Below are 18,956 nucleotides of genomic sequence, written 5' to 3' on the forward strand. Positions count from 1 at the left end.
TATATCTCCAAGGCGAAGCCATTGTTTTTATAAGCATGTCGCACTTGGAAATAGAATGTACCCGGCTAAATCAAGCGATCGCATAAGATAGATTATGGAACAGAAGGATGCTGTTTGATTACAATGGCATACCTTTGTGATCCATCTTTATAGGCCCACTCTTTTAAAATCGGCGTGCCCAAATTTGCGTCTGGACGATCCAGCACGTCGACGAGTTCACCTCCGGACGTGCCCTCATAGAACAACTGATCCTAGCCAACAGACTCTTTCGAAACCCGCGTCTCTGACGACGCACGCTTGACGGCAATGTCCGGGTCAGAGTGTTGCTTTGACGGGATGCGACGAAAGCCCCGCCTTGGTGCTCGCCGTTGCTATTCCTCAAGTGTCGAGATGACCTTTGGCGGTCTTTGCAGTTCCGAGGCGGCTGCGGTTGCCGCGGCATCGGCGGGACCGCCGGAAACATGAACCGTCGGTGTTGCAAACTGGATACCTTTTTCCGCGAATGTCTTCTTGAGCATGGCGAGAGCCTTTCGGCGAACGCCGAACTGTTCGCCGGGTTTCGCCATGAATTTCAGCCGAATCTGCACGCCGTAGTCCGCCATCTGCTCGATCCCCTGCATTTTCAAAGGCTCGATGATGTTGGGCCCGAGTTCAGCGTCCTCCAGAAGCTCAACGCCGATGCGCTTGATGGTCTTGCGGACCTCCTCAAGGTCGCTGTCATAGTTCAGGGTGAGCGTAATGATGTCGATGACCCAGTCGCGGCTGAGGTTTTGCACCGCGCCGAGTTCGCCGAAGGGAACGATGGTGACCGGACCGCGGTGATGGCGCAAGCGGATCGATCGCAGTGAGAAACCTTCGACCGTCCCTTTATATTTCGCCGCCTGAATGTATTCGCCGATGCGAAAGGCATCGTCGAACAGATAGAAGACGCCGGAGATGATGTCCTTGACGAGTGTTTGGGCACCGAAGCCGACGGCTATGCCGACGACACCGGCGCCCGCCAGCAGCGGTCCGATCTGAATGCCAACGGCATCGAGGATCATCAGGAAGCCGACAGCGCCGATCGCCAGGAACAGTACATTGCGAAGAATGGGAAGGAGGGTATTCAACCGCTGGCGCCGACGCGCCTCAGGTCCCTCCTGATGTCCCGGCTGCACGCTTCGTGACGCCATCGCCATCTGACTGTCGATCAACGTGCTTGCGAGCTTCCAGATAACGTCGGTCACCAGCAGCACGATAACGATGCGGATTCCGGCGCGGATCAAACGCGTGGTCACCGTTTCGGCAGCGGCAAGGTCACTGAGATTGACATTCCATGCGCGGGCAATGAGCAGCGCGGCGACCACGATGAGACCGTTGCGCAGCGTTTGCATGATGACAACGGACCATCCGACGATGGCCGGATCCTCGACAGCCTGCCCCTCCCCGGATTGAATAATGCGACGAATGATATCATGAGCCACCGAAACGGTAAGCGGCAGAAGCGTGATGACGACCACTGTCCAGAATGCACCGCGCAGCCCGGAAACCCATAACAGCCACGATAGCAGGATGCTCGCGCTGAAGCCGACACAGACCAGCCGGCTTACGGGCGGCCCGTCGGAACGAAAGTGCCGCAGCCAGATCATGACGATCAAAGCGATTGAAACGACACCAAGCCATGCCGCGGTAAAGAGATCGGTCAAGATGGGTGAAGCCCGGATCGTCCCGATCACTTCAATCGTGGCCCAGCCAGCCGCCAGCACTGCGACGATGCCGAGGAGCCAGTAGTACCAGAACCAGGCAAGCGAGGTGACAAGCGTCAGAAGTCGCATGTGCGGCAGACGGGCGCCTGGCGCGATGACAATGCGGCCCACAAGCACGCCAAGGCGCACCATGAGCGCGCCTGATAGCAGGATGAGCGCGATATCGCGAAACACGGCAGGCCATGGAAAGAGGATAAACGCGCCGAGACTTCCGATCAGGTAACCGACCAGCGCGAGAAGACCCATTGAAAGCCGGGCGGCGTGGAGCTTGATGCGTTGCCGGACGGTGTCGGCAGGTGCGTTTAGCACAAAATGGAGCAGCCCTCGCCCTGACCACCAGGCAAGGCGCTGTGCAACGAATCCGCCCGCGACGAAGAGTATGACCGCCAAGATCAGGCCGACAGGTTCGATACGATCATCCGTTTGGAAGACCCGGATCGCCGACTGGATCTGCCCGGGAAGGGTCGGAACGGCATCGACGAGTGTCAGCAACCTCTGGCGCAAATCCTGTAGTGACGTGGCAATCGATGTCGGTGCCGCCTCTTGCGTGACTGCTACGGGCTGCGCCGGTTCCTGATTGCCGGGGACGATCCGATCGAGCAGCGCCCGTCCGGAATCATCATTCGGCAATTCGATAATAACCCGGATCGGCGCCGAGGAATTGGTCGGCTCAGCCGCCGAGGCGGGGTTTGCGCTCGCCAGCAGAAGCGTTGAAAATACTACCGTCAGCAATGCGCACACTCTGCGGAGAAAATGACGGTCGTCGATGATGCGCATATGGCCGCGGTCCCCGCGACGGTGTCGTCGCTTTTGCATGGTTGGTCGAAACTTCGGACTTTGTGAAGCGTTGCACGACCAACGTCAATCAACGAACCGGTCTGACGGATGCAGACTGCGAACCAAGGGGCTAGGCGGCGTTAAGACCGCAAGCTTCTGAAGGCCTCCCTAATCTCCTGACTGAAGAGTTCCGGCTCCTCCCAGGCAGCAAAGTGACCGCCCTTGGAGGCGCGGTTGTAGTAGATAAGCGTCGGATAAGCCTTTGACAGCCAGTGCCTTGGTGGCTTGTAGACCTCGCCGGGAAAAACTGTGACGGCGACCGGCACTTTGACGGGCGTAAGCTTCGCGCCCGACTTAGCGTTTTCCCAATAGATCCGACCACTTGAGGGGCCAGTGTTCGTCAGCCAGTACAGCGTGATGTTGTCAAGGATGGCATCCTTACCAAGCGCCTGTTCGGGATCGCCGCGGGTGAACACCCAGTCGGCGATCTTGTCGTAAAGCCAGGCGGCGAGGCCAACCGGAGAATCGGCGATACCGTAGCCGACCGTCTCCGGCCGCGTGCTCATGATCGCTGCGTAGCCGAAGCCGTTGTTAAGGAAGTCCCGAGCCTCGTCAAAGACGACCTTTTCATCCGGAGACAAGCTGTCGGGAGCCGGCCCTCCATTTTTAAGAGCCTGCGCTGCGTCCGCTGGGAAAGTCGTGGCACGCTCGACCCTGTTGACGTGGATCGCGAGTAGCCCATCGGGCGCCTGGCGACCCAAGGCGTCGCTGATGATCGCGCCCCAGTCGCCGCCTTGCGAGACATAGCGCTCATAGTTCAGTCGCTTCATCAGCACGTCCCAGGCAGCCGCTATCCGCTGGGGGTTCCAACCTGTTGCTGGTGGTTTTCCGGTGAAACCGAATCCTGGAATCGAAGGGATCACCAGATGGAAGGCATCATCAGCCCTGCCGCCATGCGCCGTCGGATCCGTGAGCGGCCCGATGACATTAAGCAGTTCGAACACCGAACCTGGCCAGCCATGAGTCATGATCAGCGGCAGCGCGTTTTCATGACGGGAGCGGACATGGATGAAATGAATGTCCAGTCCATCGATATTGGTGAGAAACTGCGGAAAACTGTTCAGCCTGCTCTCTGCCTTCCGCCAGTCATAGGACGACTGCCAGTAGCCCACCAGCTCCTTCAGCCTGTCGGGCTGGACGCCCTGCGAACGATCCATGACGGTTTCGCCGTCGGGCCAGCGGGTGTCGGCAAGACGCCGCCTGAGGTCTGTAAGCGCCGCCTCGGAGACCTCAACCTTGAACGGTCGGATCTCCTCGGATGCGGCACCGACGACATCTGCGGCGGCGGACGTGCGTGGAAGGAGGGTGGCAGATATGCCGGCCGCGGCAACCCCCAACAACAGCGAGCGTCGCGATATATCCCTGTGTTTCAAAGAGTTCGGCAGTGCCATGGCACGTGTCCTTTCATGACATCGAGGATCTTCCTGGGGCGGGAGGGGAAACGATGGCCCTGCCCCGCTTCAATGCCGAAAACGTCAGGTCTCGTCCGCTCCGGAACGAAAGATCAGAAACTTGTTGCCTTCCGGATCGCGAAAATAGGCGCAGTAAGGACCCGTGCCATTCTCGCCACGTGGGCCAGGCGCTCCTTCGTCCGAGCCACCCGCCGCCAATGCAGTTGCATGGGCTTCGTCAACCTTTGAACGGGACGGAGCTTCGAAAGCAATCATTCCACCGTTGCCGACGGTGGCAGGGCGGCCATCGAACGGCTTGATGATGCCGAATTCGAGCGTGCGATGACCGTAGTAGATGGCTCGGTTGGGCTGGACGAGGACTCGTCCGATCCCGAACACGGCCAGAAGCTTGTCGTAGAATACCGACGCGGTATCCAGATCATTCGTGCCGACAGTGGCGTGGCCCGGGAGGCTGCGGACCTTGTCGGGGGCGGCCGCAATTTGTCTGCTTTGGGAAATGTCGTTCATATCAGTTCTTCCTTATATTGTCGCGGCCGACGCTCTGCCTTCCGCACGCAAACGCCAACGAGCTGTCTCAAATCGGCGGCTGGTGGATATTTGGGCGGGTCGACGGCCGGCCGGCACCTCGGCAAAGTGAGAGGCACCCTCTCGTTCAGATGTCAGCCCTGGGCTGCCGGGTTTCAGTGCCGCCGTCGAGAGGGTTCCTCTTACTTTCTCCGGCTACCGCGGGCTGACGCCGTGCTCGATTATTTGTGGCGACAGCCGGCTTTTGGGCTTTGGCTGACCGCCGTTCAGAAAGGACATCCTATGTCTAAGGGCAAAACCGTAAATGCTGCATCAGCCGCAGCAACCCTCTCTTGCCAGGCGGCTGGAGCCTTCGCTTCCGCGTCCAGAGAGGCCGCGCAAGACGCCGTCGACTTCATCGAGATCGATGAGATCCTCACGCTGAGGAGGATGATTGTCCGCGCCCCCGCGCCAAAAGGCACGGTGCTTTTGCTGCATGGGTTTCCGGAAACGCTGACGGTTTGGAAGAACATCGCGACAACGCTTGCGCGCGATTATGATGTCCATGCCTTCGATTGGCCGGGCTACGGGCAGTCGTCGCGCCCGGCTTCGGAGCGGTTTTCCTATGCGCCGAGGGCGTACGCCCAGGTGTTGAAGGCCTATATCGAACGGGCAGGCATCGATCGGTCGACCCTCGTGATCTACGCGACTGACATCGGTGCCCTCCCCGTCCTGCTGCTTGCTCTCGACGAGCCATCGATCGCCAGGCAGATCATCGTCGGAGACTTCGCTCCGTTCGACCGGCCGCAATATATGTGGGAGAACCTGCAGAACCTCAAAGCCGAGCCGATCGCCTCGCCGACCCGTGCCTACATGAACAAGACGAGCGACGAGATCCTCCAGAACGTGCACAGGCGCGGCCTCTCGCCCGCTGAACAATTCGATCTGCCGGCTGAGGTCCAGCAGGATATGACCCGTTCGTGGAGCCTTGACGGGATGACTTCAGCGGATGCCTTCGCCCATTACTACGCGAATTTCACCGGCGATCAGCATTACCTGGAGGCCAACCTCGACCGGCTCAAGACGCCCGTGAAAGTGATCTGGGGCGAAAAGGACATCTACATCGCAAGGGACATGGGCATCGAGTTCGCCGGCAAGATCGGAGCGAAACTCGACATCCTGCCGGGTATCGGCCACTTTCCGCATCTTCAAAACCCGAAACAAACAGTTGAGGATATCCGTACATCGTTATGATAAGATGTGATTATCTTCGTGGTCTCTTTGCGCGCGCAGCCGCGGCAATGCCCAGTCGACGAAAGCCCGTACCTTCAACGCGAGAAGCCCCTGTCGCGCGTAGACGATATGAATGGGCTGCGGCGCGCCGTCGAAATCGCGGAGGATCGGAACGAGCGCGCCGGACGCCAGCTCGTCTGGAATCTGATAGTCGAACAGCCGCGCGATCCCCGCCCCGCCGACGGCCGCCTCAACACAGTTCGCCGCCGTATTCACCTCCAGCCGGTTGCGGGGCACCGCCTCAATCGGCGTGCCGTCGACGTCGAATGTCCAGAAGAATGTCCGTTTGTTGAAGATGATCCCGTCGCGACCGATGAGATCGCGGGGACGCTCCGGCATGCCATGCCGCTCGAGATAGGCGGGGCTCGCACAGGTCAGGAGGCGGAATTCGCCGAGCTTGGCGGCATGGAGCGAGCTGTCGGCGAGCTCGCCGAGACGGATCGCGATATCCACTTGCTCGGACACGAGATCGACCGTGCGGTCGAGCGACAGAAGGTTCAGCGATACCTCGGGATATTTGTCCATGAAGCTCAGCGCGACAGGCAGCACGTAGCGGCTCCCGTATTCGATCGGCATCGTGATCGTCAGCACGCCTCTGGGTGTCTGGTATTCCCCGGACGCCCTTCGCTCGGCCTCCTCTAGATCCGCCATGATCTTTCGGGCGGCGTCGACATAGTCGCGCCCGGCATCGGTGAGCTGAAGATTGCGGCTGGTGCGGACGATGAGGTTCGCCCCAAGATGGCGTTCAAGTTCGGCCACCTTGCGACTGACGCTGGGTAAGGGCGCGTTGAGCTTCCTGCTGCCGGCAGAGATGCTTCCGGCGTCGACGACCGCCAGCAGCATGCGCATCGCTTCGAGACGATCCATCTGACACCGCCAATAAGATACCGCTTCTGTTTTATCGTTCGAGTCGCGGCCGCCACACCGGTCCCAAACAAATTTCCGCTTCAGCCCAGCTTAAGGCTTGGCTCTAGATCAGGATGATTTTAGGCCGGGTCGGCCTAAAATCCTGAATCCTGTTCTACATTATATAGTTAGAGCATGATGTCGTCCGAAAACCGCTCACACTTTTCGGCATCATGCTCTAGTCAAGGAGCTTGCGTATGGCCATGATCCCCTTTGCAGCATCCGACCAGGATTGACGCCAGATCAAAATGCCGACGCTGAGGATGGTCGCAACAGTGAAGGGGATTGGCCCGAGAAACCAGAAGGCGGCTGCGAAAGTGAAGTAATAAGACCGGACACCGACACTGAACGATCGAAGTGCAGGATTTAAAACCAGGGTCAGGGCATTCGTCCAGCTGGCGATGTCCCTCTCCTCATCGCGGGATGGGCTCGCCCCGATCGCCGCCAGGCAGTAGTTGATCTGCCGGACCGCCCAGATGAAATCGGATAGGCCCCGCAGCAGCGTCGCCATGATAAGGAGGACCTTGCATTGGAAAAACCACGCCGGATCCTGGGCCGCAAACATCGAGATCAGCCCACCACCCGATCCATAGTTCGGCTCCATGAACAGCGCGCCGCTGAGCCCGACGATGACGATGAGATTGGCGGAGCCGAAGAAGGACGCCGAATTGATCGTGTGCCCGAGGATCGCGGCATCGCCGATGAAGTTGTTGTCTCGCGTCAGCACCTCCCGCATCCAGGCGGCGCGAATGCGCACCATATCAACGGAAAGGCTGTCGTTCTTCCTCGGCCACCCCGCTGCCATCAAAGGCTCGACGGCCACCCAGACCAGAAGGAAGAAAACGATCGCCGCGATGTTCAGAAAATCCATGGTGCCCCCGAACCGAATACGGATTTTTTCAGAACAGTACTTCGAGCTAACGGCAGCTCCAAGCGTCTATCGTTGCCCTGCCCTTCAGATCGACACGCCCATGTTCGGGCGTCATGGTCCGTCGCGGACTGCCGCGAGGTAACGAGACATCGTCGAAGACCGAAGCCGGATCTGCTCGATCGCCTGTTGCGGCGTCACGGCCAGGAAACCGACATGGTCGCGTGGGCGGAGCTGGACGAAGGCGTCCAGATCCGAATCCACCACCGTTGCGATCTTCGGGTACCCTCCGGTCGTCTGGTGGTCGGCCAGCAGAATGGTGGGAACACCGTCTCCTGCGACCTGCACCGAGCCGCGCACGATCGCTTCCGACGGCATGTCCAGCGCAACGCTTGGCGCAAGCGACGGACCTTGGAGGCGTACTCCCATGCGGTCATAGGCGTCGCTCAGGCGGAAGGGTGATGAAAGGAAATTCGACAAGGTTTCTTTCGAGAAGAAGCGATCCTGCGGACCGACCACCACACGCAGCTCGGATCGCGGTCTTGCGATGACCGGACATGTGATCGGACCATTTCGATCATCCCGCACGTCCGGATCGGCGACAGTGACCGTCTGTCCGGCTGCAAGGCGCCCGCCGCCGAGGCCGGAGAGACTGTGCGTCGACATGCTGCCCAGCCAGGTCTTCGCCTCGATATGACCGGCGAAGGCCAGATACGTCCAGCTTCCCCAGTGTCCCGGGCGGATCGCCAGCCGCTCCCCGGCCCTCAACGTGGCGACCATCCATGCGCCGCGCTTGTTGCCGGCATGTTCTACGATGAAGCCTCCTCCCGCGACGGCAAACGTAACGTCCCCCGACACGCAGTCGAGAACCAGGCCGCCCATGGAGATTTCGATTGCCGGCTGACCGGCAGGATTGCCAATGGCGGCGTTGGCGGCTGCAAACGAGGTCCTGTCCATCGGACCGGAGGCCGGAACGCCATACCGCATCAATCCGTGACGTCCTGCGTCCTGGACCGCGACGTGAGGACCCGCGAAGTTGATTGAAAGGACGGCTTGGCTCATGCGAGGCGCCTCGCGTCGAATTCGGCCCTCGATATGCGGCGGAAACGCACCGCGTCGCCGACGTCGAAAAGGAACGGACGGTCGTTGGAAGCGGCGTCGAGGATCTTCGTCGGCGAGCGGCCGATGATCCACCAGCCAGTCGGCATGGTGAGCGTGCTCACCAGGCACTGAGGACCGGCGATCAGCACGCTTCCGGCGGCGATGCCGCGAATAGGCGCCGGCTTCCTCGGCTGCTGAATGGCTTTGGGTACGCCTGCAAGATAAGCGTATCCTGGAGCAAAGCCGTACATGAAGACGCTGTAGTCGCCGGAGAGATGGGCGGATATAACGTCCTCCGGCGACAATCCGCTTGCCTCGGCGACGGCGGCAAGATCGGGCGCAAGATCAGGATCGTAGCAGACTTCGACTTCGCGCATCGCTCCAATCGTCTCTGGAACCTCAGCCGCCAGACGTTCAGCAATGGCCGCCTCCGCCGTGCGATGATCGGCCATGAGCGGATCGAAGCATACGAGAATGCTGGCATAGGCCGGAATGGCTTCGACGAATCCTTGAAAGGGCGCCGCCTTCAAGGCTGCATCCAGCTTGACGACCTGATCGTGGATCCGTTTATCGATGGTCGTGCCGAATTCGACGAGCACCGCGTGCCCGCCCACCGGGCGGTAGTTCGGAACGCTGCCGGACGATGCGGACGGGTCCTGTGACAAATCAGTCGGCGCCTTCGATCAGAATGAAATCCGCATCTGCGGCCCGCGCGCAGGCCCCATAGGCGTCCGGATCGGTGACGGTAACCTGGGCGATAAGGTAGCCTTTAGCCATCACCTGTTTTCCTGCGTCGGCTGGAGGAATGGACCCACCTCGATGCCCGCCTTCTGCAATTCCCGGCGCACGTGGACGGCCATGGCGAGCGCTCCCGGGCTGTCCCCGTGAACGCAGATCGAGTGCGCATCGAGAGGGATCGGAACGCCGTCGACCGTCGGCATGAGGCCGCTGGACAGGTATCCGATCAATCTCGCTGCCGCCTCTGCGGGATCATCGATCATCGCTCCCGGCAAGTTGCGCGGAACGAGCCGACCCGTGGAGAGGTAGCCGCGGTCGGCAAAAATCTCGCTAAAGACGGTCATGCCGGCATCGCGGGCCGCATGCTCCAGCTCTGTCCCGGAGATCGCCAGTATGGCAAGCTCCGGCGAGACTGCTCGGGTTGCACGGATGATGGCGTCGGCGACCGGCCGTTCGTCGGCCGCCCAATTGGCGAGTGCGCCGTGCGGTTTGATGTAGCGGATGCGGGCGCCCGCCAGAGCCGCAGCTCCCATCAGCGCCCCTGTCTGCGTCGCGACAAGCTGCTCCACCTCCCGGATGCTCAAGGGGATCAGGCGTCGTCCGAAACCCTCGCGATCTGCAAAACCCGGATGGGCTCCGGCGACGACGCCCCGCTCGCTTGCGAGCGCCAGCGTCTCCACCATGGTCGCCGGATCTCCGGCATGGCCGCCACATGCGATGTTCGCACTGGTGACGACGTCAAGGATCGCCTTGTCGTCGCCCATGCGCCAAGGTCCAAACGCCTCCCCCAGATCAGAATTGAGATCGATTTTCGTCATGATTTCCGTCAACCCTTCGCGCCGGTCTTGTCAGCTTCGTCGCATTCTGAAACGTCGAAGCCGAGGTGGAGCACACCTTCGCCGTACGCGTCAAGAAAACGACGCTGCTGGCTGCGCGTGGCGAGCTTGTATGGCGGTGTTGGGGCCGCCTTTCGCGCTGGGCTTCGGTGGCAAGCTTACCATTCATCCGGCACAGATCGAACCCATCAAGCGTAGGTTCCTGCCATCCTTAAATCGATTCCGATTTGAGGAATTATGCAGTAAGATCGGCGGCGAAATGGTCGGGCACGTCGTATTCTCTCAAGAGCCGGGATGACGTGATCGACCGGCAGCAGTGGGGATGTGGAATGAACCTTGTCAACAGCATCGGAACGTCCGAATTTTCCGTTGCCGAAGAGCCTGGCATTTTCACCTGGGATTTGGCGACCGACACGGTTTATGCGGATTCAGCGCTGGCAAAGCTCTTTGGGCTTGATCCGGAAGAGACCATCTCGGGGTTGCCGATCATAAGATACCTCGACCGGATTCACCCGGACGACAAGCCGTCTGTCGCCAAGGCTATTTCAGAATCGGTGATCACAGGAGATCCGTATCGCCATGACTATCGGGTGTTTGATCGAAGCGGGCAAATAGTAACCGTGGCCGCCTTCGGCCGGTGCTTCAAGAATGAAGCCGGAAACCCGTCGCAATATGCGGGCATCGTGTTCCCGACGAATGATCACGTCCAGCAGGACCAATTATCTGCCCACTGCAGTGAGGCACTGAAAATTGCGCGTTCATCCGGCCTGCAGGCGACGGCCGATGCGCTTGAAGCGATTCTCAGAGAGCTTGCCAAGCCGATGCCTTCGGACGCCGTGCAGGTCCATTGATTCCTTCCCAGTGTTAGTTGTCGCATCAGACCTTCGTGATGGCGATGGTTTGTGCGAGCCTTGGATACTTTGGCACCCTCACAGGACGCTCTTCTCCTGGACGTGACCGACGGTTGCGGTCATTAGCAACGCGCCGCGCACTGCAGTTAGTGGCAAAGGACAGTGGGCATTTCGAGGCGGGTCAACAGCGATCGTGTGACCCCTCCCAGGATGAATTCGCGCAGCCTCGAATGACCGAACGCGCCGGCGACCAGCAAATCTGCCTTGCGTTCCAGGGCTGCAGCTTGAATGACGCTGGCTGGCGAGTCTCCCTTCGCTTGCACGGCTGTGACATCGACGGCAAGACCAGCCTTCCGAAGCGTAGCCGCAAGGTGATCTCGGCTGCGCTCGTCAATCTGCTTATCATCGGTGACGGAAATCAGGACGACACGCGAAACCCGTTCCAGCAAGAACCTGGAACCTGCCAGTGTCCGCGCGACGGTGGCTCCTCCATCCCAGGCGACGGCAACAGCATCGATCCGGCCACTGAAATTATCGGGGGGAAAAAGCAGGAGCGGTCGACCGCTTCCAAACAGCACGCTCTCAATCAGCGGCCTCATCAGTTCAGATGCTTCCAAGATGGAAAGATCATATGCGCGCGACAGCTCGGCAAGCGTTTGTGCGACAAACGGCTGCCTCACATCGAACGGCTGGATCTCGACCTCGACCTCCGCTTTTTTCGCATAATCACGGAGCGTCTGCCCGAGAACGGTTCCATTGTCCTTACTCAAGCGCTCCGCCTCCGCACTCATGTTGGCGACGTCAAGGAGTGTGGGAAATCGCGGCTGAACGGGTTCGATCCTGACCAGCGGTATACTTGCCGTCAAACCGGCCTTTTGGTGAAGGGAAACATAGACGGCATTCTGAAGGAGTGAGAAGGAACTTGCGTCTGGATAGGTGGCCAGCGGTAAATGGAATTGCGCTTTCATGGCTGAAGTCCTCCGAATGGTTGCAGGTATCATTGTATATGGGGGGTCTCCCGCGCTTTGACGAAGATCAAGGTCGTTCCACCGCAAAAGCACGAGCGTGATAGTGACCGTCGTCATCAGGAAGGAAGCGGAATTCGTTGGGCGAATTGGCAAAGATCTATGCTAAGCGATGAAATACGAAGCGCGATTGAATATCAGCACTCCGCAGACAAAACCCGTCGTATGCCGCCGAGCAGCAGCCTGCGGATGAACAGCAATGGCAAATACGGCGCACTTGCCTTCGATGAAATCGGCCGGCGCGCATGGACCCATCGGATGATGACATCATTGGTGACGACAGAAGCATTCCAGCGCCTCAGTCTGGCGCTTGCAATCGGCATTCTTGTCGGCATTGAGCGCGGCTGGCAGGATCGTGAGGCTGCGCCAGGCAAAAGAGTAGCTGGTATCCGCACCTATGGCCTGTCAAGTTTCCTCGGCGGCTTCTGCGGTTTCCTGCAGCCTGTGACAGGGCCGATTCTGCCGACAGCGATCTTTATATTCTTTTGCATCACGGTTCTCCTCTTCAGCCGCATGCAGGCGGCACAAGAAGAGGATTACAGCGCTACCGGCACCATCGCCGCCCTGGCGGTCTTTGCGCTGGGCTTTGGCGCGGTCGTGGCGGATATGACGGTAACGGCCGCAAGCGCTGTGGCAATAACGGCCCTTCTTGCAGCGCGGGAGCCGTTGCACGGATTTCTTCGCCGATTGACCTGGCTTGAACTCAGGGCCGCTCTGATCCTGCTGACGATGACCATCGTCATCCTCCCTATCCTTCCCAACGAACCGATTGATCCTTGGCAGACAATCAATCCTTTCGAGCTTTGGATGATGACAATCCTGGTGGGAGCCGTTTCCTTTGCCGGTTATATCCTCATCAAGTTGAGCGGCGCCCGCGCCGGAATACTGCTGACCGGGGCCAGCGGTGGCATCGTTTCCTCGACGGCTTTGACGCTCTCTTTCGCCCGTCAGTCGAAAGAGATGCCTGCCCTCTCGCCACTCCTCTCTGCGGGAGCAATGCTGGCGGGAGCTGTTTCTCTGGCCCGCGTGCTTTTGATTTGCGGCGTCATTGCACCAGCAGTATTCAGTGAGCTTGCGCCATCACTCGCTCCGGCTGCTGCCACCCTCGCCATAGCAGGCGGCTTCGCCGCATTTCTGCAACGTCCGGATGAAAGCACCGATTTTTCACCCCGAAACCCGCTCGAGGTGATGGTCGTGCTGCGCTTCGCACTCGTTCTCGCCGTCGTGACAGTCCTGACGCGAATGACCTTGATCGTCTTTGGAACTCAGTCGCTGATCGCCCTTTCATTCATCACAGGACTGGGCGATCTCGATGCGATAACGCTTGCCGTTGCGAAACTGTCATCCATCCAGGTGCCTGCAGATGCGGCCGCTCGAGCCATCGCGGTCGCCGCTTTCGCCAATCTTCTTGCGAAAGCCGTTCTTGCAGCAAGTATGGGGAGCATTTGCTATGCGGTTCGTTTTGCGATCGCAGGCGGTGTCGCGACCTTGGCCGGAATTGCCGGCTTGGTTTTGGCATAAGCGCTTGTTCGCATATCGATCACTGGCTCCAATGGCGTTGGTCCACTCAATCGATGCCCAGGGCCATCATCAACGATCATCACTGCCGTCTCACCTCCTGGATATGACCGGCAAACCCCGCAAGCAGCACGCCGAGCGGAAGGCGCCGAACCAGTCTGGCTGCAATAAAGGTTGCGCCGATTGCCGCGGCAAGTTTCAGCCAGGGATAGTCGCCAAGCTGCACATGGGCGCCTGCATCGACCGATACCGCCTTGGCTTTCAGCGCCGCTTCGGCGTCCTCGCGCAGCACGCCTATGCGGGCATTCAGCAGCCTGACCTCGTGCTGCAGGGCGTTCAGGCTCTCGTCGGCCTTTTCACGCGCCGTCTGCTCCGCGGCATCGGCAAAAGGCGGTTCACCTTCCGCAATCAGTTCGTCGGGATCTGGCGGAAGGCCGTGGCGGTTGATGGATGATTGCATCGACATGTCCTCGAATAGGTGAGCGAGAGGAAATGAGGCCCGGCATTGCGGCCGGGCTTCATAATATTAGTGGTCGCGCCGGAAACCCTGGCTCGGGTGAGATCCACCCTGAGATTGGGTTTGGGACTGGCCTTGGGATTGGCGATTGGCTTCGTCCGATGACGTGCCAGGCTCGGGGAAGGTATAGGCTCGCACCTTGGCGCTCCCATGCGCGGTGTCCCGCATTGCCACCGGGCGCGCATCGTCGAATGCGCTCTCGGACAAGGCGAGATCTTCCGACGATTTGCCTCCAGAGGGTTGGCCGGCAAAACCGGTATTGGACGCGCCTTGCTGTCTGTCTTCCAACGACCAGAGATCCGCGCGCTCATCCATGTCGATGCTGCCCTCATCGTCCAAAATGTCGTGGACGGTCTCGTAGAGCGCGTCATCGATATCATTGACCTGAACGAGGAAGCCGCCTCGCCGCAACCCTTCTGCATAGACCGCACGATCCTCGTCGGGAAAGAAGAAGTCGGCCAGAGCGTCGAAGAAGCCGCTGCGGTCTTCGCTCATTGTGCCGGCATTTTTTGCGTCCGCCTCATATCCGGGCATCAGCCTTATTCTCGCAACCGGCACGCCCGCGTCTTCAAGACGTGAAACGGCGGATTCGGCGTCCGATCGGCTGTCGAAGAATGCAGCGAGGCTGCTGCCGCCTGTCGGGCCTGAAAAGGTCGGGTTGGTATCGTTGTAAATGCTGCCCATGGGACTCTCCTCTCGATGTGCAGATCCAGCCGCCAATGCGAAGTTTGGTCGTCTGGTTTCCTGACTTGAAGAACCGTCGGCTGAGTTGAATGTTCCAGGGTGGCGATGGGATTAGCGACAGCCAGGCTGACTCCGGCGCGTCGCCTGCCATTCCGGCGCGCAGACTCGCAAATTACGCCGCTTGCGAAATCTCTCAGCGGTTGACGTAAAACCTTCGAGACGCTAGCACGGCTTTGACGCATTGGGGATAATTCATATGGACATGTTTACGGCAGCCGGTATGACGGCTTTGCTGCAGGTCATAGCTATCGACCTCGTTCTCGCCGGCGACAACGCCGTGGTTATCGGTCTTGCTGCTGCCGGCCTCGAGGCGACACAGCGCCGCAAGGCGATCATCGTCGGCATTGTTGCGGCGACCGTTTTGCGTATTCTCTTTGCCAGCGTTGCAGTCTACCTGCTTGCGATCGTCGGCCTGTTGCTGGCCGGCGGCCTGCTGCTGCTCTGGGTCTGCTGGAAGATGTGGCGCGAGCTTCGCGCCGGCCATGGTGAGAACCACGAGGCGGTGGGTGCCGAAGGCGCGCCGAAAAAGACCTTCTTCCAGGCAGCGACCCAGATCGTCATCGCCGACGTCTCGATGTCGCTCGACAACGTGCTCGCCGTTGCCGGTGCCGCGCGCGAACATCCGAGCGTGCTGGTCATCGGTCTTGCCCTGTCGATCGCGCTGATGGGCATCGCCGCCAATTTGATCGCCCGGTTGCTCAGCAACCATCGCTGGATCGCCTATGTCGGCCTGCTGATCATCCTCTACGTCTCGCTCGACATGATCCACCGCGGTGGCGTCGAAGTGTGGCCGTACGTGCAAGCGAGCGGGTTCAAGCTTTAGAGCCTGACCTCGGTCTCGAAGCTCATCTGGTCATACGCCGGCACCACATGGTCCGGCGTTTCGGCCATTACCACGTCGTAGTCGAGCGGCGTGTGCATATGGGTGAGGATCGCCCGTTTCGGCTTCAACCGGCCGATCCAGTCGAGCGACTGTTCCAGCGACAGATGGCTCGGGTGGTAGGTATATTGCAGCGCGTCGATGATCAGCACGTCGAGATTTTGAAGCTTTTCGACGGTCTGTGGCGGGAAGTCGCTGATATCGCTGCAATAAGCCACATCGCCGATGCGGAAGCCGAGCGAGTGGATATCGCCGTGCTGCTGAATATGCGGATGGAAGGCGATCGTGCCTCCGGGCCCACGGATTTCCAGAGGCTCGTCGAGATTTTCGATGACAACAGGCAGAACGATCGGCGGGTAATTGCTGCCCGGCGGCGTTTCCAGGCAATAGCCGAAGGCCTCGCGCAACCTCTCCATCGTAAATTGGTCGGCAAAGATCGGCACCCGGCGGCGGGTATTGTGAAAATAGCCGCGCAGATCGTCGATGCCGTGGATATGATCGGCATGCGGATGGCTGTAGAGCACGGCGTCGACATGGTCGGCCCCTGTCCTGATCATCTGCTCGCGGAAATCCGGCCCGGTGTCGATGACAACGGTCGTCACGCCGCCATCCGCTGCGAATTGCTGCACCATGAAGGCAGCACGCGTGCGCCGGTTCTTTGGATTGTCGGGATTGCAGGCGCCCCAGTCGCCGGTGATGCGCGGCACGCCGGGTGACGACGAACAGCCGAGAATGGTGAAACGCCGCCGGTAGAGCACGCCGCTAGACCCTCGGCATCTTCGAGAACAGGCGGAAAGCGTTCTCGGTCGTGATCCGCGCCACGTCTTCGTAGGAAAGACCGATCGTATCGGCGAGCACCTCGGCCGTGTTGACGACATAGGACGGCTCATTGCGCTTGCCGCGCCAGCGCTTCGGCGCCAGATACGGCGCGTCCGTTTCCACAAGCAGCCGATCATGCGGGATCGTCCTGGCGATCTCGCGCAGCTCTTCCGACTTCGGGAAGGTCAGGATGCCCGAGAAGGAGATATAGCCGCCGAGCGCGACGCCGATCTTGGCAAGTTCCGGGCCTGCCGAGAAGCAGTGGAGAATGAAGGGGAAGGCCCCCTTCCCGCTTTCCTCGGTCAGTATGTCAGCCATGTCATCATCAGCGCTGCGGCTGTGGATGACGAGCGGCAGCTGCGTTTCCCGCGCGGCCGCGATGTGCCAACGAAAACCGGTCTGCTGGTCCTCAGGCTTTTGCGTGTCGTAGAAATAGTCGAGACCGGCCTCGCCGATCGCGACCACCTTCTCATGGGCATTGGCGAGACGCACCAGCTCTTCCGTTTGGATATCCAGCTCTTCGTCGGCGTTGTTCGGATGCGTGCCGACCGAGCAGAATACCGAGGGATATTTCTCCGTGATGGCAAGCAGCGTCTCGAGCTTGCGCACCCGCGTCGAGATCGTCACCATCTGCGCAACACCGGCCTGATGGGCGCGCGCGACGATCTCGTCCCGCTCCGCCTCGAAGTCGGCGAAATCAAGATGGCAATGCGTGTCGATCAGCACGGCCTCAAGCCTCCGGAGCCACGTAGCGCGGGAAGACCGGCGTCGGCGCTTCGAGCGCCGTTCCGGCAATGAGGCGGCCAGCTTCGCCGAGGGCAGCAAAATCGCGCTTGTCTGCAGGTGCTGCGACCAGATCAAGCAACTTGCCGGATGAATCAGGCATGAAGGGCTGCAGCAGGATGGCAATCTGGCGCACGACTTCGGCAGTCACGTAAAGCACGGTGCCCATCCGCTCCGGATCGGTCTTCTTCAGCGCCCAGGGCGCCTGGCCGGCGAAATAACGGTCGGTTTCGGACACGACCGAAATGATCGAGGCGAGCGCCCGGTGGATCAGTTGCTTGCCCATGTCCTCGCGGGTCGAGGCATGCAGCGCGTCGACCTCGGCCAGCATCGCCTTGTCTTCGTCACTGAGCGCCCCGCATTCCGGAATCTTGCCATCGCAATTTTTGACGATCATCGACAGCGAGCGGCTGGCGAGATTGCCGATGCCGTTGGCGAGGTCGGAATTGATGCGGGTGCCGATCGCCTCTTCGCTGTAGCTGCCGTCCTGGCCGAAGGAGACCTCGCGCAGCAAGAAGTAGCGCACCTGGTCAAGACCGAAATGGTTCACCAGATTGACCGGATCGACGACGTTGCCGAGCGACTTCGACATCTTCTCGCCCTTGTTGAGCAGGAAGCCGTGGGCAAAGACACGCTTCGGCAGCGGCAGCTTCGCCGACATCAGGAAGGCCGGCCAGTAGACGGCGTGGAAGCGGATGATGTCCTTGCCGATGATGTGCACATCGACCGGCCAATATTTCGCCCGCGGGCCGTTCCTGTCTTCGATATAACCTGTCGCGGTGATGTAGTTGGTCAGTGCGTCGACCCAGACATACATGACGTGGGCAGGATCGTCCGGCACCTTGATGCCCCAGTCGAAGGTCGTGCGCGAGACCGAGAGGTCCTTGAGGCCCGACTTGACGAAGGAGATCACCTCGTTGCGGCGCTCGGCCGGGCCGATGAAGTCGGGGTTCGCCTCATAATGCGCAAGCAGCTTTTCCTGGTATTCGGAGAGCTTGAAGAAATAGCTTGCCTCTTCCACCCATTCGACCGGCGTGCCTTGCGGCCCGTAGCGCACGCCGTCGGCGCGCAGCTCCGTCTCGTTTTCCTGGTAATAGGCCTCGTCGCGCACCGAATACCAGCCGGCATAGCTGTCCTTGTAGATGTCGCCATTGTCGGCCATCAGCTTCCAGATATTCCGCGACGTCTCGTGATGGCGCTCCTGCGTGGTGCGGATGAAATCATCATTCGAGGCGTTAAGCAGCGTCGCCATCGCCTGGAATTCGCCGGAGTTGCGGTCGGCGAGCGCCTGCGCGGTGACGCCCTCGGCGCGGGCCGTCTGCTGCATCTTCTGGCCGTGTTCGTCGGTGCCGGTCAGGAAGAACACATCCTTGCCATCGAGGCGCTGGTAGCGCGCCATCGCATCGGTCGCGATCAGCTCATAGGCATGGCCGATATGCGGCTTACCGTTAGGGTAGGAAATCGCGGTGGTGATGTAGAAGGGTGTCTTGTCTGTCATGGCGGCCAATGTCCGGCTAACTCTATAAAAATGGTCAGCCGCTCTTAGCGCATGTCACCGTCAAGCGAAACCTCAAGTTTC

At 60.1% G+C, this 18,956-nt stretch carries 18 protein-coding genes; 4 read left to right on the plus strand and 14 right to left on the minus strand.

Annotation, left to right across the window (positions count from 1 at the left end; translation table 11 throughout):
• Nucleotides 1–371 precede the first annotated feature (371 nt).
• The 3 genes from A6U98_RS03560 to A6U98_RS03570 form a co-directional block, all read right to left on the minus strand.
• The gene (locus tag A6U98_RS03560) at nt 372–2,522 is read right to left on the minus strand and encodes a mechanosensitive ion channel domain-containing protein (protein WP_064648105.1); all 2,151 of its coding nucleotides are present in this window, start codon (nt 2,520–2,522) and stop codon (nt 372–374) included.
• 140 nt (nt 2,523–2,662) lie between these two features.
• Nucleotides 2,663–3,973 (minus strand): epoxide hydrolase, encoded by a 1,311-nt coding sequence (locus tag A6U98_RS03565; protein WP_064648106.1) that lies wholly within the window; start codon nt 3,971–3,973, stop codon nt 2,663–2,665.
• A gap of 84 nt (nt 3,974–4,057) precedes the next feature.
• Nucleotides 4,058–4,501, minus strand: a complete 444-nt coding sequence (locus tag A6U98_RS03570; protein ID WP_064648107.1) for a VOC family protein — start codon at nt 4,499–4,501, stop codon at nt 4,058–4,060.
• 300 nt (nt 4,502–4,801) lie between these two features.
• On the opposite strand from A6U98_RS03570, the gene A6U98_RS03575 reads away from it, so the two are divergent.
• Nucleotides 4,802–5,752: an alpha/beta hydrolase gene (locus tag A6U98_RS03575; protein WP_064648108.1), complete on the plus strand. Its 951-nt coding sequence runs from the start codon at nt 4,802–4,804 to the stop codon at nt 5,750–5,752.
• Here A6U98_RS03575 and A6U98_RS03580 read toward each other — a convergent pair.
• The 5 genes from A6U98_RS03580 to A6U98_RS03600 form a co-directional block, all read right to left on the minus strand.
• Nucleotides 5,747–6,658 (minus strand): LysR family transcriptional regulator, encoded by a 912-nt coding sequence (locus A6U98_RS03580; RefSeq protein WP_064648109.1) that lies wholly within the window; start codon nt 6,656–6,658, stop codon nt 5,747–5,749. The genes A6U98_RS03575 and A6U98_RS03580 overlap by 6 nt on opposite strands.
• Before the next feature lie 217 nt (nt 6,659–6,875).
• Nucleotides 6,876–7,568 (minus strand): DUF599 family protein, encoded by a 693-nt coding sequence (locus tag A6U98_RS03585; RefSeq protein WP_064648110.1) that lies wholly within the window; start codon nt 7,566–7,568, stop codon nt 6,876–6,878.
• A 111-nt stretch (nt 7,569–7,679) separates the two neighbouring features.
• Nucleotides 7,680–8,627: a biotin-dependent carboxyltransferase family protein gene (locus tag A6U98_RS03590; RefSeq protein WP_064648111.1), complete on the minus strand. Its 948-nt coding sequence runs from the start codon at nt 8,625–8,627 to the stop codon at nt 7,680–7,682.
• Nucleotides 8,624–9,331 carry an allophanate hydrolase subunit 1 gene (locus A6U98_RS03595; protein ID WP_017960496.1) on the minus strand — a complete coding sequence of 236 codons (708 nt, stop codon included), beginning with the start codon at nt 9,329–9,331 and terminating at the stop codon, nt 8,624–8,626. The genes A6U98_RS03590 and A6U98_RS03595 overlap by 4 nt, the downstream gene beginning before the upstream one ends.
• Nucleotides 9,332–9,442: 111 nt before the next feature.
• The gene (locus A6U98_RS03600; protein WP_064648112.1) at nt 9,443–10,222 is read right to left on the minus strand and encodes a 5-oxoprolinase subunit PxpA; all 780 of its coding nucleotides are present in this window, start codon (nt 10,220–10,222) and stop codon (nt 9,443–9,445) included.
• A 347-nt stretch (nt 10,223–10,569) separates the two neighbouring features.
• Here A6U98_RS03600 and A6U98_RS03610 point away from each other — a divergent pair, with 347 nt between their 5' ends.
• The gene (locus A6U98_RS03610) at nt 10,570–11,091 is read left to right on the plus strand and encodes a PAS domain-containing protein (RefSeq protein ID WP_064648114.1); all 522 of its coding nucleotides are present in this window, start codon (nt 10,570–10,572) and stop codon (nt 11,089–11,091) included.
• Nucleotides 11,092–11,237: 146 nt separating this feature from the next.
• Here the strand turns inward: A6U98_RS03610 and A6U98_RS03615 are convergent, their stop codons facing one another.
• Entirely contained in the window at nt 11,238–12,059 is an 822-nt protein-coding gene (locus A6U98_RS03615; RefSeq protein ID WP_017960501.1) for a universal stress protein, read from the minus strand.
• Between the two features lie 315 nt (nt 12,060–12,374).
• Between A6U98_RS03615 and A6U98_RS03620 the strand changes: the two genes are divergently transcribed.
• Nucleotides 12,375–13,637, plus strand: coding sequence for a DUF4010 domain-containing protein (locus tag A6U98_RS03620; protein ID WP_064648301.1), 1,263 nt, complete (start codon nt 12,375–12,377; stop codon nt 13,635–13,637).
• Nucleotides 13,638–13,716: 79 nt separating this feature from the next.
• On the opposite strand, the gene A6U98_RS03625 is transcribed toward A6U98_RS03620, so the two are convergent.
• On the minus strand, nt 13,717–14,094 hold the full coding sequence (locus tag A6U98_RS03625; RefSeq protein ID WP_064648302.1) for a hypothetical protein: 378 nt from the start codon (nt 14,092–14,094) through the stop codon (nt 13,717–13,719).
• A gap of 66 nt (nt 14,095–14,160) precedes the next feature.
• On the minus strand, nt 14,161–14,835 hold the full coding sequence (locus A6U98_RS03630; protein WP_064648115.1) for a hypothetical protein: 675 nt from the start codon (nt 14,833–14,835) through the stop codon (nt 14,161–14,163).
• Between the two features lie 256 nt (nt 14,836–15,091).
• On the opposite strand from A6U98_RS03630, the gene A6U98_RS03635 reads away from it, so the two are divergent.
• Nucleotides 15,092–15,718, plus strand: a complete 627-nt coding sequence (locus tag A6U98_RS03635) for a TerC family protein (RefSeq protein WP_064648116.1) — start codon at nt 15,092–15,094, stop codon at nt 15,716–15,718.
• On the opposite strand, the gene A6U98_RS03640 is transcribed toward A6U98_RS03635, so the two are convergent.
• Genes A6U98_RS03640 through metG form a run of 3 tightly spaced genes read right to left on the minus strand, consistent with a single transcriptional unit; the run spans nt 15,715 to nt 18,875 of the window.
• A complete protein-coding gene (locus tag A6U98_RS03640; RefSeq protein ID WP_064648117.1) occupies nt 15,715–16,533 on the minus strand; it encodes an MBL fold metallo-hydrolase in 819 nt (272 codons plus the stop codon). The genes A6U98_RS03635 and A6U98_RS03640 overlap by 4 nt on opposite strands.
• Nucleotides 16,534–16,537: 4 nt before the next feature.
• The gene (locus A6U98_RS03645; protein ID WP_064648118.1) at nt 16,538–17,320 is read right to left on the minus strand and encodes a TatD family hydrolase; all 783 of its coding nucleotides are present in this window, start codon (nt 17,318–17,320) and stop codon (nt 16,538–16,540) included.
• 4 nt (nt 17,321–17,324) lie between these two features.
• Nucleotides 17,325–18,875 (minus strand): methionine--tRNA ligase, encoded by a 1,551-nt coding sequence (gene metG, locus A6U98_RS03650; RefSeq protein ID WP_064648119.1) that lies wholly within the window; start codon nt 18,873–18,875, stop codon nt 17,325–17,327.
• Nucleotides 18,876–18,956 lie beyond the last annotated feature (81 nt).

This window comes from Rhizobium sp. WYCCWR10014 (assembly GCF_001657485.1).
Lineage (GTDB): Bacteria > Pseudomonadota > Alphaproteobacteria > Rhizobiales > Rhizobiaceae > Rhizobium.

Bases quoted from the DNA above. Each gene is read 5' to 3' on its own strand.
- A6U98_RS03560 (WP_064648105.1), bottom strand. From the start codon at position 2,522: ATGCGCATCATCGACGACCGTCATTTTCTCCGCAGAGTGTGCGCATTG.
- A6U98_RS03565 (WP_064648106.1), bottom strand. From the start codon at position 3,973: ATGGCACTGCCGAACTCTTTGAAACACAGGGATATATCGCGACGCTCG.
- A6U98_RS03570 (WP_064648107.1), bottom strand. From the start codon at position 4,501: ATGAACGACATTTCCCAAAGCAGACAAATTGCGGCCGCCCCCGACAAG.
- A6U98_RS03575 (WP_064648108.1), top strand. From the start codon at position 4,802: ATGTCTAAGGGCAAAACCGTAAATGCTGCATCAGCCGCAGCAACCCTC.
- A6U98_RS03580 (WP_064648109.1), bottom strand. From the start codon at position 6,658: ATGGATCGTCTCGAAGCGATGCGCATGCTGCTGGCGGTCGTCGACGCC.
- A6U98_RS03585 (WP_064648110.1), bottom strand. From the start codon at position 7,568: ATGGATTTTCTGAACATCGCGGCGATCGTTTTCTTCCTTCTGGTCTGG.
- A6U98_RS03590 (WP_064648111.1), bottom strand. From the start codon at position 8,627: ATGAGCCAAGCCGTCCTTTCAATCAACTTCGCGGGTCCTCACGTCGCG.
- A6U98_RS03600 (WP_064648112.1), bottom strand. From the start codon at position 10,222: ATGACGAAAATCGATCTCAATTCTGATCTGGGGGAGGCGTTTGGACCT.
- A6U98_RS03610 (WP_064648114.1), top strand. From the start codon at position 10,570: ATGAACCTTGTCAACAGCATCGGAACGTCCGAATTTTCCGTTGCCGAA.
- A6U98_RS03615 (WP_017960501.1), bottom strand. From the start codon at position 12,059: ATGAAAGCGCAATTCCATTTACCGCTGGCCACCTATCCAGACGCAAGT.
- A6U98_RS03620 (WP_064648301.1), top strand. From the start codon at position 12,375: ATGATGACATCATTGGTGACGACAGAAGCATTCCAGCGCCTCAGTCTG.
- A6U98_RS03625 (WP_064648302.1), bottom strand. From the start codon at position 14,094: ATGCAATCATCCATCAACCGCCACGGCCTTCCGCCAGATCCCGACGAA.
- A6U98_RS03630 (WP_064648115.1), bottom strand. From the start codon at position 14,835: ATGGGCAGCATTTACAACGATACCAACCCGACCTTTTCAGGCCCGACA.
- A6U98_RS03635 (WP_064648116.1), top strand. From the start codon at position 15,092: ATGGACATGTTTACGGCAGCCGGTATGACGGCTTTGCTGCAGGTCATA.
- metG (WP_064648119.1), bottom strand. From the start codon at position 18,875: ATGACAGACAAGACACCCTTCTACATCACCACCGCGATTTCCTACCCT.